Raw genomic sequence first — 16,068 nt, forward strand, 5'->3', positions numbered from 1 at the left:
AGTATGTGTAGTACATTCTCGGTGAAATCAGTGGAGAATAAAGAATCTAAACAAGAATACGATCTAAGTAAAATATACGCATACAAAGAGTTCCCTGATAAAATTTAAATAGACTAAACTAATAAGAGGATAGTATGTTCAATATAAGAGCATGCTATCCTCTTTCTCGTATATATTAGAATTATTAACATGACATTGAAAATATAGTTTAATATGTTTATAAAGTAATTTAAAATTTGTATTTTGTTTTAATGGTTTCGATTTTTGCAAATAATAATGTTGTTTAATTTTGGAAGCGAATATTAAAGTTTTACTTTGTTATTTCTTTATAGCTTACAACTAAATCTTCGTAATCATATCTAGGGTCTTTATCAACTTTACCATCTTTTGTTTTGACGACTTTTAGTCCACCAAACCATTGTGCTTCGTTGTATGTTTCCTCTCTTACCCATACATTGTGTTCTTTACCGTCTACCCTTACTACTAATGTCGGGTGTGTAAAGATAAAACTCTTCTCTACATGTCTACCTACAATTTCTGCATTTAATGGTGTACCTTCTTCTACCAGTTTACTATTCTGATACCCTTCGATAATAGGTAAAACCACAAATACAATGAATAGTAGTCCAAAGACGATTACTTTCTTCTTTGGACTCCATTTATTCTTTTCTTTCAATTCTTTCTGTTTTGCCTTTTCTTCTTCTCGTTCTTGTGCTAACTCCTGCATAGCTTCTTCGTAGATTGCTAATTCTTCTTCAATTTCAGCTTCGATTCTTGCTAGTTTCTCTAGCTGTTCATCGGTTGCTACCATTTCATATGCGTTTTCTCCAACCATACGCAATTCAATGCCGGTTTCTCTTACTTCTTTTAATTCTTTTTCTGTACAATCAAACTCTCTAAGGACTTCCCCTCGTTTATCTACTAGATTAACGTGAATGTTTTTCTCCTGTTTCTTTCTAAACATTTAAACTACCCCTTTATTTGTTTCCTATCATAGATAATAATACCATTTTTGAAAACATCTATTTTATTTTTGAAATGACTTTATTATTTTTTAACAACTTTATTATTTGTGAACACATAACATATTTTATATGACTAATATGTTATGTCCCTTTATTTATCTATCTTTTTTCAATTTAAGTCTTGATAACATTATTAGCGGTCGTTGCGATAATTGCGGCAATACCTCATTCAAGAGTTCCGTTAAAGATTTCATCTTTTTAAGAGAATGTCGTCAATGCGGTATGAAGAAAATCATATAGTCCTATCCGGGGCTTTTTTCTTTATAAAATAAAAAGAACCCAAATGGATGCTATAGTTTAATTAATCAACTTTAAATGAATACTTTTTTCGAGTAATACGTTTTTGTTTGTTTACTTTTTGTTATTGTATGAGAAATTATTTTCCTTTCCGTTACATTCGTTTAGATATAAATTATCTTTTGCTAATTTAGTTATTCTCCTTTGGGTTGTCTTCTAGCAATTCTAGTAATTCAATGTTTATTTCGTTGCGTTTTTCTTCATCTTTTATATATGGTAAGAGTTCAAATATACATATGTTTGTCATTTTATCGTTAATGTATTCTGGTTTTTCATGTCCTCTTAAATAGATAAAGACTAACTTTTCGCAATGGTCTTTGTATTTGTTATGTGTGTTTGATGTAAACCATGTCCAATAGGATAATTTTGAATCTATCCATAATTCTTGATTAGGTGATGACTTAAATAAGTTGTGTAAGTTATTGTCCATATTGGTTATTTTAAAGTCTGGTATAATCCAAAAATCATCACTTATATATGTTCTTTCTTGTGTTATATAGGTAACTGATAAACAATCAAAAACTTTTTCTATAATCTTTTCTAGTATCAGACCTTTGCTTCTTTCAAGTGGGTTGTCCATAATGATTGATGTATAATCTATACCAAATTCATTTAAAGCGTTATAGTATGAACCAAAATAATTCACACAAGATTTATATACTTAACTATGATTGTTAATTAAATACATAGGCGTTAAACTGATTCCTTCATTATGAAGGTCTAATAATTTATTTTTCACTTTTTCTTTAGACCATACTTTTCTTTTTGTAATATTGTAGTAGTCAATTCCAGCCTGTTTAACCCCTTCTTCATAAGAATTAAAATACCATTTACATGCGTGATCTAATTTATTGTATTTTTCGGAAACGTATTTGGAGGTTAAATCTTCACCTTTATCGTGTAGTGATTTAATTTCATTTAAAATTTTTTCTTTTGACCATGTTTTTGTTTTTCTAATATCATCATAGTTTAAATTTATTGACTCGATAGCAATTTTATAAGAACCAAAAACGCGCTGGCAACTTGCATGCAAATTTCTATATTTTTGTTGCATGTTTTGAGATGATATATCTTCACCCTTTTCATATAGATTTCTTAACTCGTTTTGTATGTCTAGGGGAGTGAGTTTTTTAACTTGTGATATATCGTTATAATTAATACCCAAATGTTCAATTGTATTTTTATATGAACCATCATATAAAACTGTGCAACGTTTAATGAAGAAACTTGTGGACCTGGACATGATCAAGCAGATAGCTATGAAACGAAAAAAAGATATGCTTCAAACTGCTAATGCAATTATTGTTCACCCTATTGTGGAAGAAGTGTCCGACAAGAAATCTGCTAAAAGTCCTACAAAGTGTCCGACCATTAAAACAACACCTGTTTCCTTAAAACAAAATATAAAAGATATAAACAAACGTAATAGTAATGAGAATAGCAATACCACTGAAGAGAATATTAAACAAGCTGATTTTGTTGCTCACTGGGTACCAGAACGTTTTGTTTCTTTAGTTAGCTCTTTTTATTCTGAATCAAAAATAATTCAAGAACTGTGGAAGGTCGTAAGACAGTGCAATAAAGTTACAAACTTCTCTACAGGTAATAAAGCATTTACTAAAGACCAGGAGCTTACTATTGGCTTAAAAGCTATCAAAGAGTTTGTTATGAAAATTAAATCTGGAACAAAAATGAAGAATGGTAAATTCGCTTATTTCAACAGGATTGTAAATAACTTAATGGACAAGTATTACTTTGATCGGGATTTTATTGGGAGCATAAAAAAACAAAATGCTAAACATTTGGAATTCAAAAAGTAAGGGGGAAATTCATATTATTTATTTGATTTATATTATGGTACAATATGTTAATTAATTACAATACTTTCTAAAAGGGGAATGCATAATGAAAGAAACGAAACTCGTATCATTAGCAATACTGATTCTATTATTAGTAGGTTGTAGTACAGAAAAACAAGAAATGAAACCGAATTCTATGAATGTATCTGATTTAAAGATAGAAAAAACTTCTACTACTAAAGGTGACTACGATGACGATTCTAGAGTACAAATATCTAGAGACGGTAAGGAGTTATTAGGTGAGTGGGGTAGTTACGTTGGTGACAAGTTCTTTGTGGGTTTAGACTTTAAAAGTGATGGTACATATGGTGCTTATGATAATAGTGGTAAAACTTCAAAAGAAGAAAACAACATGAAGGGTAAATGGAAGTACGATTATGACAATAAGCAAATCATCTTTACCATTGAAGAGACGGCTGGTGATGACAGACCAATAACTGATTATAGACCAGAAGTAAAATATAAAGTTGACTTCTTTAGAGCAGGACAGTTAAAGATAATAGATGAAACAGGTAGTCCATTAAACGTAGAAAGAAAATCTAAATAATCAATATCAAAGGGGTATATGTTGATGAGAGCAAAGAAACTAATAACGTTAGCACTACCAATCATGTTATTAGGTGGTTGTGCAACAGACAAAGCAGAGAAGAAAGACTACAAAATGCAAATGGCTTATCAGATGAAAGACATTTCAGAAGAGTCAAAAGTTATTAATGACATCTTAACAAGTCAGAAACCAGTAGAAGAAAAAGCAAAAGAGTTTAAAGAGAAGTCGAAACCTCTTTTAGAAACAGCAGAGAAAGTTAAGAAGTTGGAACCAGGTGAAAAGTATAAAGACGTACAATCTCTTCTAAATGAATCTATGGATTTAATAAAAGAGTCTGTAAGTCAAACTCAAGACGGTTTAGATAAACAAGACCGAATTCTTCTCAATCAAGGGTTACAGACTATGTCTAACTCATCTAAACGTATAGTTGAAGCACATAAGAAATTAAAGGAAATGGGTGAAGCAAATTAAGTAGAAAGGGGTATATAACAATGAAACACAAATTATTAGCAGTAGCAGTACCAATCATGTTAGTAGCAGGGGGGAGGTTGTTCTAAAGACAATGCAGAAAAAAAGAAGACTGATAGTTTACAAGTAGCAGTAGATTATAAAACTTCTATACTTGACTTAAGTAAAGCGTTAGAAAGCAAATTATCTACAGAAGAATTAAAAGAGTTACTTATGAATACTAAAGTTTAATACATAGTAAAAAAGTGCACCTCCACTTGTTAAGTGTGTCTAACAATTGGGGTGCACATCAAATTAAGAGCCGGCACTTTTTTATCGAATTCATCTAATATAAGACTCGTCGAAATAAATCCAACCTTTATCTTTAATGTAAATCCAATCTTTATTTTCTCTTAGTTCAACTTCCCATTGTCCAATGCAAATACGACTCCTAACACCACTGTCGGCAATGGAATAGTGGAAGCATTCTAATTCGTCTTTATTGTTCCAGATTACACCTTTAGTTTTACCATCTTTTTCGATTACGAATAAAATATTACTAAGATATTCGAATGATAAAATTTTATTACCTGATTTTATGGATATCTATTAAATTCTGTATTTGTTAGTGAAGGATTTGCCAATAAAAAAGGAGATTTTAAAATGATAATAAATGATGTGGTTTTTGGAGAGCTTGAATATAATTATGGGTGGTCTAAGGATACTACAATTAATTTTTTTGGAAATGAAGTCGAAATAGCATTGATGGTCGATGGTGATGAGGATGGTAAATTTGATGAAGAGCAATATACAGCATATACCTCACTGATGCAAAATTGGGAACACTTACAAAAAAGTTTTTTGCAACCAATATTAGACTATTACAAACAAACACGACATGAACTAGGTTATGATATTGAAGTAAATGAGAATTATCCATTAGTTGAAACAACTGATCAAATACTAGAAATGATAAGTTTAGATGGAATTGTTGTTTCATATGCGGATATTTTTGAAGGTCGAGATATCGGAATTACATTTAATTGTACATGGGACACAGAAAATGGACTAGGGCTTCGTCTATTAAATGAAAAAGTGACGGAAGTGGGTTACCAAGATGTTGCAATTTGAATATGGAATTTGTTAATAGGGACTAATAGAGAAAGACTAATGAATTATGAACACTGGGGAACAATCTACATATAGCTTAGAGATTCTTTTCAAATATAAACCTGAAGAAAAAGAAGGTACCTATATAAATTGAGCAAGAATCTAAGAGATGTTTTTAAAGGTAACTGACAAACATGTTTAATAAATTTACAAGGTTTATTCCAACTTGAATGATGAGGAGGAACGAGCCTTTTTTTATGGCAAAAAACAAAGGAGGAAAAGGAAAATTTGACTGACGGCTGAAACTGATGGGGATTTGAAATAAAGTTTAATCGCTTATAAGAAAGATTAACCGTTTATAAAAAAGTTGCACTGTTGAACCCACTGGATTTAGTATTTATACTACGCCCTCCGCTATGCTTCGGTTGTGGCATAATAAGAGGGCGTTAATTATGAATAACAAAATTTAATCAGGTAGGTGTGAATAGTGGTAGATAAAGTGGATGATTTTTGCTTTTCTGAAGAATATGACTGTTGGGATGGATCTATAAACGTAAATTGTTCCGTTTCGTTTTTTGGACAAGAAAAAATTGAGGTAGGGGGGTATTTAGAAAGTAATCAACCTTTAACAAAAGAAGCTTATAATACGCTATGTTATTTAAAGGAACACTTTGATATTGTTTATGAAAATATACTAAAGGGTCTATTTGAATTGCAATTGAAAGGTTTCATGAGTTACGAAATATATAATAAAAATGACGATTCCTTTAGTCCCATTACTTTTAATAGTATGGAAGAAATCCATCCTTATTTGGGAACTCCTACATTTGAGATTTTACCTAACTATACGAAGGACAACTATGCTTACTTTGCAATTTCATTTCATGATGAAGGTTGCTTGCTATCTATTGAACATGGTCTTATAGCTTTATTTTTTAAAAATGAGATGATTCATTTTGAGCCTTCTGATTCATATTTTGTGCTTGAGATGCTTATGGATTACGAGGAAGATTGTACAAAGTGGCAAAAAGATTTTTGGTTAGTGTGTCATGAACTAGCTAGGAACAACTTACTTGAAGATAAAAAATTGTTTAGAGATAAGTGGTTGAAGGGTAAATAATCCTTTTCGCTCTATTTCATTTCAGCACTCTAGGTTTCTCCTTTTTCAATAAATTTTATAAGTTCGTTTCCCATTTGATCATGAACTTTAAATTCCTCAGCGAATAAATTATTCGGTGTAGCATTTAGTATTTCTAGGAATTTTCTATGCTCCGCTTAATGAGTTGTATGGATGGTACGGGGAAATAGTTTATCAGGAGAGACGATACTAGATGTTTTATTTTTTAAAGGAGGGTTTTAAGGTGCATTGTATGTCCTTAATAGTTAGACCAGATAAGAATATTGTTAAGTACATTACTTCTTTAAGAAAATTTAGTCATAAATCAATTAGTGAGCTAAAAAGAAATATAGAAGATGAAACGCCCGTTTTAAAGTTTAGTTATTATGATACAGAAGAATTGATTAAACTTAAAAATGTTGTTGTTAAATTGAACGCATTGGGTGCAGAAGTAAGAATTCTTGAGGAAGGAGATAGACAGATCTCACTTGAACTGTTGAGCAATTTAATTGAAACGTATAGAGAAATAGCGAGAGAAAGAGAAGAACTAGATGATAGGATATTAGAAGACACTGAATAGAAAATCTTTGATAACAAATGAATAAAGATACTTAATAATTTTGTGAAATATATCCTTTGTAAAGGACATTAAAAAAGTTAGGCCATTTTAAAAAGATGATTTTTTGTATTGTGGCATTCCCCCTGTAGTAGACAGCTGAAAGAAAGTTACTGTACTGTTTATTGTGGAGGGGATTTTTTTGGGGGGAAAAGAAGATCTTTTTCGATTGACTTTAAAATGAAGGCTATTGATTTCGTAGAACATTATAATTTGTCATTTTATGTGTCTTATGTTTTTCAATAATAGCTGATTTCGTTAATTTTTTTAAAGGGGGAGTTTATATGGATAGTAGATCTGAGATCAAGAGATTATATAATTGTAGATTTTTAAAAAATCAATCAGAATGTGAAGAGTTTGACGATGCATTAGCAAGCTTAGCAGATTGTGATGATGAAAAGTTTATTAAAGATCTGTGTATGATATTTGATGATGAGACACAAGAGGAAGAAGTTATGTTTGGCCTAGTTCACTTAATTGAAAGTTTTGAAATGGAAAAATATCTAACAGAGATGCCTAAAGCACTGCCAAAAATGATTGGGAATGCAAAAGAATGGGCCATGCTATTAAATAAAAGAATTTTAAATAATGACTTATATAGAATGGAGTATGCTAAAACCCTTGTAGGAATGAATAATGATATAAAATCAACGGCAATCGATTTGCTCGATGAAATTATTTCTGACAATCCTAAAAGATTTGAGAGCGTCGCTAATGAAATTCTTAGTAAATTAAAAGAGGCTGATAGAAATTCTTTCATATAGAATAAAAACTGATTTGATAAATTAGTGTCATTTCGGTTTTTTGTTGTCTTTTTTGACACGCGATATCCGTATCAAACGTGTTTGTACCACCACTGAAGAAATCAACTTTAAAATGGTATGAAACGACTCAATACCATCATTGCGAGCATTATAAGATGAAAGATAGCGCAGCAGGTGTAACTGGATGAAGTAGAAAGTGAGGGAGATAGAATGTATATAAGTAAATTAAAAAATATAATTAAACCCAATAATTAAACCCAATAATGATTTATTAGATACATACATTAAAGAAAAATGGGATGAGATTGAATTCATATTAGGAATCAAGCTACCAACAGATTATAAAAAAATTATAAATACATCTGGAGTTGGAAGTATAGGTGAATTTTTATTGGTTCTAAATCCATTTACCCAAAATATGAATTTAAATCTAATTGAAAAAGGTAAAGAAATTAGAGAAGCATATATTGTATCAAAGAATGCGTTTCCAGAAGATTTTGCGCATGATGTTTTTCCAACTGAGGGTGGATTATTGCCATGTGCAATAACAGATAATGGGGACGAAATTTACTGGTTAACATCTAATATAGGTGATGAATGGCATATAGTTGTATATGAATCAGGGTCAGCAAGCTATTATGAATATTATATGGGTTTAGCTGAGTTTCTATATAAAATTCTAACAAAGGAAGTAGAATGTTTCGCTTTCCCAGATGATTTTCCAGGAGATGAGTGTGAGTTCACAGTATAAATTATTTAGGCGGTATTAGATGGGGAATTTAGAATGGAAGTATGCGGATGATCCGATTACTGAAGAAATTGTTGGGAAAATAGGTCAAGCAATGGGGATTAAATTTCCGAAAGATTATATCGAGTGTGTAAAGGTGAATCATGGGGCTAATGTAGTACCGTATTGTTTTGATGTTGAAGGAATAGAAAGAGTCTTTGGTTCATTACTTTCGTTTAATGAGGGAAGTAGTGATTACATCGTAACAGATTATGATAACTATCGTGCTACTTTACCTAATGGTGTAATTCCTTTTGGCATTGATCCAGCGGGGAATTTAATATGTTTTGATTATAAAAATCATAACGAAAATCTCATTGTTATCTTTTGGGAGCATGAAGGTGTGGTGTATGGGAAAAAGAAGAACTGATGGAAAGTGAAGGGATTACAGTAGAAGAAGCAGAGGAAGTAGCAAGAGGAAATGTATTTTATGTGGCAAGTACTTTCACTGAGTTTTTAAAAAAATTGTATGATTCATGATAGTTAAAATAAAAGATGACAGATACTTATGATCGTTTTCATTTGTCAAAAATAAATATGTAAGTGTTTCTACAATTGTTAAGGGATGTGTGTGAATGGAAGAGTTTTATCACTCTAAAAAGAAGAAAATACGAGGGTGGAAACGACATAAGAGAAAGATAGAAAGATGGAAGAAAAATGTAATCGACATAGATATGCATTACATTCGTGAGCATCAAAGAGATTATGCAAAGTTGTGGATTCATCCCTTTTATTCTTTAGTCCGTAGAAATCCTCCTAATTGGTATAACCGTTTATTATTAAATGAAATGATAGATGTATATCTAAACTGGTATGAAAAAATGACAATGGAAGATGAAAAATTTTACCTGAAAATTTGGTTATATGAACCAGATTTTATAAGTTCTCAAATTGTCGTTTCTTACAAAGATTGTATAAATACTTACAATGATACCTTTGACAAAAACCTTACTGTAAAGAAATTTCCATTTCATAAGTATGAATCATTAAAGGATAAATTAGCTTTGTTTGATTGGGAAGCTCACATTGATACCGAAATGTATTGGGATGAGGAACTAAAAAAAGATATAGTAACAGGGTTTAGAACAAAAGACGAGGTAAATGAAATAATAAATAAGGCCTATAAAATCCAGAAGATTAAGCTCAGTGATGGAGATGACGTTCTTTATAAGGTTAATGTTGGGGAAGTTTGGTTGGTAACACTAAAAAAAGGGGTTTTATAAATCGTTGGAAAATCAAATGGGAAGAAGCTTTAGGAGGGAATGAAAGTGAATGTTTTGCCTGATAAATTAGACCAAGTTCTTGGAGAATACATTTATAAACGTGAAGATAAGAAAAATGTGAAAGAGGCCTTAAGTAGCTTAGGTGTAGAAGTATCTGATACATTCAGTGAATTTTATGATCGGTATACTGGCCCTTTTTGGGAAGAGCACGTTCCCTACGAGTTGTTAGATATTGTAGATGAGGAGAACAATATTCAATTACTTATTTTGATATTTGTTTCATTAACAAACGAATTATTACTATGATAAATTATTAGTAGTATGAATAAGCAAAGCGAAAATTCCTGTATTNNAATACAGGAATTTTCGCTTTTTGTATGTTTTTCTTTCTGCCACCTCCGTGATTTGGTTCTGAACTTAATTTTCATTAATTGGTCTAACTTTTTCCATCCAGTTAGCTACTTCTATTGCAGAGACATCGTTTTCATTCTCAAGATTATTAATAATTGATTTGTAGTCATCATTATTTCGGTTTTGACTTAACTTAAAGGAAGCTTCAATTTTTACTTTGAAACCTACAATCCCTTTCATCTCTTGTTTTAAAAATTGTGAATCTAAAGTATCCCATAATACTGCGTTATCCCTACCTTGTTCATATTTCTTTAGCATTTTTGTTAACATAATCTCTAATTCTTCGCCTTCTACGAGCTGAGCTGTACCATATACATGGACTGATACATAATTCCATGTGGGTACATTTTCTTGCGCATACCAGGAAGAAGACACATAAGCATGTGGCCCTAGAAATGTAACTAATACTTGAGGATTTTCTTTTAACAATTTCCAGTGAGGATTGGCATAAGCAAAATGCCCAGATAAATAAGTATGTCCCTGTTCATTATATACATCCAGCGGAAGGTGTGTTGCAATTGGAAAGTCTTTCGTACTAGATAGTAAGGTTCCAAATGAATGGTTTTTGATAAATTCTAAAATAAGCTCTGAATCTTGCATTTCAAAATATTTAGGTGTATACATAAAAATCCTCCTTAAAGTGTGAAAATTTATAATGATTTATAAAATATAACATAGGTTATTCGGAAAATATTGTATATTATTTACTGGTGTTCTTTTTCGCAATGAAATCAGTGATGTGTTGAAACGATGGGAGTAAGAATTTTAGCAGAAAGGAGAATAATAGATGAGTCAAATTGCGATTAAGATAATAATGTCAGGCTGATCATGCTTCCATTTGAACAAATTTTATTTTTCTATACTGATTACACACCTCTATAGAGTAATAGTATCAGTATGTCCAAAATTTATAGATTACTTGCAATTGACTTGAAGTTTTCCAAATAATAAGTTACATTTTTAAAGTTCAAGACACTATATGACAGTACAAAAAGGGGAGAAACATTGTTATTATGTCAAAAATGAGATGGAAGAGCCGTGTATGTTATTTTGTTATTTTTATACTGCTTGGAGCAGCAATAACAATCAAACCAGTTATCTCTAAAGCAGAGGAATCTGATGTTAATATTACATTATTAGGTACTGCGGATATTCATGGTAGGTTTATGCCTTGGGATTATGCACTTGATGGTGCTAATATGAGTGGAAGTTTAACGCAGCTTTATACGGTTATAAAGAAGGTACGTCAAGAAAATCCAAATACCATATTATTAGATGCCGGAGATACAATTCAAGGGAACTCAGTAGAATTATTCAATGATAAGCCACAGTCTCCGATGATGGTAGCAATGAACGAAATGGGATATGATGCTTGGGCATTTGGGAATCATGAATTCAATTTTGGATTAGATACATTGAAAAAAGTTAGTGAGCAATATAAAGGAAAGACATTAGCAGGAAATATTTACAAGGAGAATGGAGAGCGTTTTCTTCCTGCATATACGATAGTTGAAAAAGGTGGCATCAAAGTTGGGGTTATTGGCATGAATACACCAATGATTAGTGATTTTGAAAAAGGAACAGATCATTTGGCTGGTTTAGTGATGAAAAATCCAGTAGAAGAGACAAAAAGGGTAATTAAAGAATTAGAAGGTAAAGTAGATGTAATGGTAGGAGTTATGCATATGGGACTAGAAAATGAGAATGGCATCTCTGGTACTGGGGTTCAAGATATTGCAAATGCCTGTCCAGAACTAAGCGCTATTTTTGCAGCTCATATGCATAAACTTGTTAAAAAAGAAGTTGTAAATGGTGTTATTATTACAGAACCAGATAAATATGGTACGCATATCTCACGTATTGACCTTACTTTTACAAAGCAAGATGGGAAGCTGGTTTTAAAAGATAAAACAGCTACCACTTTACCTGTAAAAAATGCTGATGGAACAACGGTATTATCCGATCCTGCACTTGAAGAAACATTAACACCTTTTCACGAGTATGCGAGAGGAGATGCAAATGTTGTAGTCGCTCAATTAAAGGGGAGAAATCTTGTTCCTGAAAATGAAATAAAGGGTATTCCAAGTGTGCAAATTCAAGAGACACCTTTATCAGATTTTTTTCATGAGGTTATGCTTTATTACAGCAAAGCAGATGTAGTAGCCCATCAAATTGATAACGATTATGCTCGTTTAGATGTAGGTCCTATTAAGAAGAAAGATATTGCGTATAATTACCAATATGCCTTGGGAGAAATTACAGTATATAAGATAACTGGAAAAGATTTAAAAGATTATATGGAGTGGGCGGCGGGGTATTTTAACACATCCCGTGCCGGAGATGTAACAGTTAGCTTTGATAAAACACGCCGTGCGTCTAAATACAGTACGAACGACTTCTTCGGAGGCGTGAAATACGAAATTGACTTAACCAAACCATATGGAAGCCGAATTACAAATTTACGATCTATTCGTACAAATAAACCAATCAAAATGAGCGATGTTATGACTCTGGGAATGAATGCATATAGAATGGAGGCTCTTCAAGCGAAAGGAGGGGCTTTAGAGGGACGTAAGTTTGAACAGATTTGGTCATCTAAACAAGAGAATGCCTTTGGCGAAACAGGTGGAACCATTCGTAATCTTGCTATTACATATTTAAAAGAGGTAAAGAATGGTGTATACACGCCAAAAGTTATGCATAATTGGAAAATTACCGGTGTAGACACACATTCTTCAGAGCATAAGGCTGTAGTGAATCTCGTAAATAAAGGGATTTTAGAAATTCCAAAAACAGAAGATGGAAAATATACAAATATAGCATCTATAAATACTAAAGATTCAATTACAAAAGAAGAGATTGTAGCACTCTCTCAAAAGGCTCATATTAATCCAGATCAGTTTAAACATGTAAAAACAAAAGGTGAATTTTATAAAAAACTAAATAGGGTTATTGAAAATATAGGGGAAATCTAATACTTAGATTGTTTTAGGGAAAGGGAAGAAGTAATAATTGATTTTGAAAGTACATTCCCTATTACATTTTAAGGAAGAATCGACTGGCCCAGTATTCAAAAGTACGGCTATATAAGGTAAGTAAACCAAAATCTTGTTTATATGAATGTTTTGATTTGCATTCTAATAGGGATGTTACAGTTGTAAGTTTTGGTGCTGAGCAAAGGGGTATACGCCATTGAAGTACCATCGATTAATTAATATCTATGCGGGAATCAACAAAGCTAAAGGTGTTTTCATATAAGTAAATAAAAAGCACTTGATTGTCTTTTATAGGTAACAAGTGTTTTTTATTTTAAGATTGCAATAAGGGATTAAGCCATAATATTTTTGGATGGAGGGAGATTTAGTGAAATACTGGGGATACAACGAATTATTTGAAGCGATCAAAGAGGACTATAATGATTTTTTTAGTTTAAATAGAGGATATAGAGATGCAATAGCAAGACTAGTCGATGAATACTGGAATTTAGGTGAGATAGAAGATGTTGTGAGGGATACTGCTATAGGAGAGATTTTAATTACTCATGACAAAGTTTTCGTTGGTACTGTTGAAAGGATAACAAGGTGTTTAATTATGTTTAACTCGTTAGATGCGGAAGAGGAGTTAACTAAAGAGGAAATCGCGGATTTATCTAATAGAATAAAAAAAGTATTGGAAGGTCTAAAAAAAGTAGAAATTGATTATAATCCATATGCTGGATAGTTTGGAGAAACGGCTTCTCAAAAGTAGAAATACAGTATAGGATTTGGGATAAAAATAATCACATTGTTGAAGAAAAAAGAGCTAACTATTAGATTTGGACTATGTGAAAAATTATGAAAAAACACGATATAAATGAGTTAGAGAAACTGCAAAAACAATTATCAAGTAACATTTCTTTAAAAAATATATTTGAACTAGAAGATATAAAATTAGTAGCGGGAATAGATATTGCTTATTGGTCTAATGAGGGAATTGACTATGGAGTCTGCTGTATTGTTGTGTTCGATTATCTTACAAAGGCAATTATTGAAGAAGTTCATCATATAGATAAAATTGAGTTTCCTTATATTTCTGGTTATCTAGCATTTAGAGAATTACCATTAGTGCTTGATACAGTTAAAAAATTAAAAAGTTTTCCAGACTTATATATGTTTGATGGAAATGGTTATTTACATAATCGTCATATGGGGATTGCAACGCATGCATCTTTCTATTTAAAAAAGCCAACTATTGGAGTAGCCAAAACGTACTTAAAAATAAATAATGTTGATTTTACCGAACCTGAAAACGAAGTAGGTTCATATACTGAGATCGTTGTAAATGAAGAAGTTTATGGAAGAACGCTAAGAACTAGAGAAAATGTAAAACCAATTTTTGTTTCTTGTGGTAATTGGATCGATTTAGATACTGCTACCCATGTTGTTTTGCATTTTGTAGAAAATAATAGTCGTTTACCTATTACAACAAGATACGCAGATTTAGCTACTCATGAAGCGAGGAGAGAGGAACTTTCAAAGATAGAAAAGTAAATATAGTTTCAAAATCTAATAAAGAAAGACACTTCTTTAGATGAATATATATTATGATAATGATTGAGCAAATGTTTCAAATAAGAAACATTTGCTCTTTTTTGATGCAAAGAAATTGAAGGTAAGCACCAAACGCTAAGTACTCAAGTGAATGATGATACTTGTAAAGGGGTATGATGTACAGGGACTTCGAGGAACTTAATTGATTCACTATCATATTAGTAGTAGAAAACTAGCAGTTGGAATACCCAAGCCTCGACATCCTGACTCGAAAGTCCTTTAAGATAAGAATCTGTTGATTTTTCATATAACTTATTTTTAAGCCGTTGTAAACCAATAAAACAGCAAAATAACTTTCTTCCGTTTCCATAACAAAAAATTCATCATTCCATTCTGGTTCATAAGCATAAGCACTTCTGATTCCTTCAATAGGGAACTCGATAGGTTTAATAAGAGGAGCATATCTGTTTCTTAATTCTGTGAATTCTTCTTGGGATATTGCTTTCAGTTCTTCTTGTTCGGCTCTAAATTTTTTTTCAAATTCCCACATAGGCATATCTTCAACGTGTTTTCCTTTATACCAAAACCAATGCATATTTCTTCGTTCAATGAATTGGCAACTTGCTGCAAAATCTTCCAAGGTTTTAATCGCGTCGTAACTTCTTTTTCTTTTACTATGTTCAAAAATATATATTGTCTCTTCACCGCATTCTGATAATTCATCATCTTCTATCACAAAATATTTCACATCTAACATCTCCTAACTTCTTGTCTTGGGAATAATTAATATCTTTTGAAAGAAAAATAATAGATACCATATTGAACAAGGATGGATACATTTTTGTTTTATTGGTGTTTTATGTAAAATTTGTATATCTGCTAGTTAGTCTAGCACATTATTTTCATATAATCTAATCCACTTAAATTGTGAAATACAGAAACTTTAAGATTGATAGATAAAAAAGATAAAATTTTTCAAAAGTACTAATAATTGCCAAATACTTAATTAACGAGTATAATGAAGTTAATAAGTAGCAAAAAGAAAAGGGCAGTGTAGGAAAGAATTTCTTCGCCTGTCACGCGGTAGGTCGCAGGTTCGAATCCTTGCCTTCTCTGATGTTTTCTAAACATCAGGGAAGTAGCTCAGTTTGGTAGAGCAACATATTGAGTCTTTCCGCCTATCTCCCTTTTTAATACTTCATATTTAATAGATTTGGGCAGTGTAGAGAAGGATTTCTTCGCCTGATAAGCCGTAGGTCGTGGGTTCGACGCCCACCTTCCCAAATTTGGGAGGTAGCTCAGTGGTAGAGCGACGTAATGAGCCTTTTCGCTTATC

The 16,068-nt window shown here is 31.7% G+C and carries 15 protein-coding genes and 5 pseudogenes; 15 read left to right on the top strand and 5 right to left on the bottom strand.

What is annotated here, in order from left to right:
• Positions 1-310: 310 nt before the first annotated feature.
• Entirely contained in the window at positions 311-964 is a 654-nt protein-coding gene (locus CN288_RS18925) for a hypothetical protein (protein ID WP_026592353.1), read from the bottom strand.
• Between the two features lie 199 nt (positions 965-1,163).
• Here CN288_RS18925 and CN288_RS29720 point away from each other — a divergent pair.
• A pseudogene (locus CN288_RS29720) lies at positions 1,164-1,265 on the top strand (hypothetical protein); the annotation flags it as partial.
• A 187-nt stretch (positions 1,266-1,452) separates the two neighbouring features.
• Here the strand turns inward: CN288_RS29720 and CN288_RS29725 are convergent.
• The gene (locus tag CN288_RS29725) at positions 1,453-1,902 is read right to left on the bottom strand and encodes a hypothetical protein (RefSeq protein ID WP_255260006.1); all 450 of its coding nucleotides are present in this window, start codon (positions 1,900-1,902) and stop codon (positions 1,453-1,455) included.
• 81 nt (positions 1,903-1,983) lie between these two features.
• Positions 1,984-2,487 (bottom strand): hypothetical protein, encoded by a 504-nt coding sequence (locus tag CN288_RS29730; protein ID WP_255260007.1) that lies wholly within the window; start codon positions 2,485-2,487, stop codon positions 1,984-1,986.
• Between the two features lie 22 nt (positions 2,488-2,509).
• Here CN288_RS29730 and CN288_RS18935 point away from each other — a divergent pair.
• From CN288_RS18935 to CN288_RS18995, 11 genes and pseudogenes are all read left to right on the top strand, one after another.
• Positions 2,510-3,142 (top strand): annotated as a pseudogene (locus CN288_RS18935) (helix-turn-helix domain-containing protein); the annotation flags it as partial.
• A gap of 85 nt (positions 3,143-3,227) precedes the next feature.
• Positions 3,228-3,728 (top strand): DUF3994 domain-containing protein, encoded by a 501-nt coding sequence (locus CN288_RS18940; RefSeq protein ID WP_098302842.1) that lies wholly within the window; start codon positions 3,228-3,230, stop codon positions 3,726-3,728.
• 24 nt (positions 3,729-3,752) lie between these two features.
• Entirely contained in the window at positions 3,753-4,199 is a 447-nt protein-coding gene (locus tag CN288_RS18945) for a tungsten formylmethanofuran dehydrogenase (RefSeq protein WP_098302843.1), read from the top strand.
• A 639-nt stretch (positions 4,200-4,838) separates the two neighbouring features.
• A complete protein-coding gene (locus CN288_RS18960; RefSeq protein ID WP_098302844.1) occupies positions 4,839-5,306 on the top strand; it encodes a DUF6985 domain-containing protein in 468 nt (155 codons plus the stop codon).
• A 466-nt stretch (positions 5,307-5,772) separates the two neighbouring features.
• Positions 5,773-6,405, top strand: a complete 633-nt coding sequence (locus tag CN288_RS18965) for a hypothetical protein (protein WP_255260008.1) — start codon at positions 5,773-5,775, stop codon at positions 6,403-6,405.
• Positions 6,406-6,655: 250 nt separating this feature from the next.
• A complete protein-coding gene (locus CN288_RS18970; RefSeq protein WP_090690738.1) occupies positions 6,656-6,982 on the top strand; it encodes a hypothetical protein in 327 nt (108 codons plus the stop codon).
• 320 nt (positions 6,983-7,302) lie between these two features.
• Positions 7,303-7,782, top strand: coding sequence for an Imm30 family immunity protein (locus tag CN288_RS18975; protein WP_098302846.1), 480 nt, complete (start codon positions 7,303-7,305; stop codon positions 7,780-7,782).
• Between the two features lie 283 nt (positions 7,783-8,065).
• A complete protein-coding gene (locus CN288_RS18980; protein WP_255260014.1) occupies positions 8,066-8,533 on the top strand; it encodes an SMI1/KNR4 family protein in 468 nt (155 codons plus the stop codon).
• Between the two features lie 19 nt (positions 8,534-8,552).
• Positions 8,553-9,049 (top strand): annotated as a pseudogene (locus CN288_RS18985) (SMI1/KNR4 family protein).
• 95 nt (positions 9,050-9,144) lie between these two features.
• Positions 9,145-9,792, top strand: coding sequence for a hypothetical protein (locus CN288_RS18990; RefSeq protein WP_098302848.1), 648 nt, complete (start codon positions 9,145-9,147; stop codon positions 9,790-9,792).
• Between the two features lie 45 nt (positions 9,793-9,837).
• A pseudogene (locus tag CN288_RS18995) lies at positions 9,838-10,065 on the top strand (SMI1/KNR4 family protein); the annotation flags it as partial.
• A 144-nt stretch (positions 10,066-10,209) separates the two neighbouring features.
• Here CN288_RS18995 and CN288_RS19000 read toward each other — a convergent pair.
• Complete coding sequence (locus tag CN288_RS19000; protein WP_098302849.1) at positions 10,210-10,827, bottom strand: FMN-binding negative transcriptional regulator; 618 nt, start codon at positions 10,825-10,827, stop codon at positions 10,210-10,212.
• A 389-nt stretch (positions 10,828-11,216) separates the two neighbouring features.
• Between CN288_RS19000 and CN288_RS19005 the strand changes: the two genes are divergently transcribed.
• The 3 genes from CN288_RS19005 to CN288_RS19015 all read left to right on the top strand — a co-directional run bounded on the left by CN288_RS19005 (position 11,217) and on the right by CN288_RS19015 (position 14,732).
• Entirely contained in the window at positions 11,217-13,178 is a 1,962-nt protein-coding gene (locus tag CN288_RS19005; protein ID WP_098302850.1) for a bifunctional metallophosphatase/5'-nucleotidase, read from the top strand.
• A 388-nt stretch (positions 13,179-13,566) separates the two neighbouring features.
• The gene (locus CN288_RS19010; protein WP_098302851.1) at positions 13,567-13,923 is read left to right on the top strand and encodes an Imm3 family immunity protein; all 357 of its coding nucleotides are present in this window, start codon (positions 13,567-13,569) and stop codon (positions 13,921-13,923) included.
• A gap of 113 nt (positions 13,924-14,036) precedes the next feature.
• Positions 14,037-14,732 (top strand): endonuclease V, encoded by a 696-nt coding sequence (locus CN288_RS19015; RefSeq protein WP_098302852.1) that lies wholly within the window; start codon positions 14,037-14,039, stop codon positions 14,730-14,732.
• 318 nt (positions 14,733-15,050) lie between these two features.
• On the opposite strand, the pseudogene CN288_RS19020 reads toward CN288_RS19015, so the two are convergent.
• A pseudogene (locus tag CN288_RS19020) lies at positions 15,051-15,480 on the bottom strand (hypothetical protein).
• Between the last annotated feature and the right edge of the window lie 588 nt (positions 15,481-16,068).

Source organism: Bacillus sp. AFS023182 (assembly GCF_002560575.1).
GTDB classification, from domain to species: Bacteria; Bacillota; Bacilli; order Bacillales; family Bacillaceae_G; genus Bacillus_A; species Bacillus_A arachidis.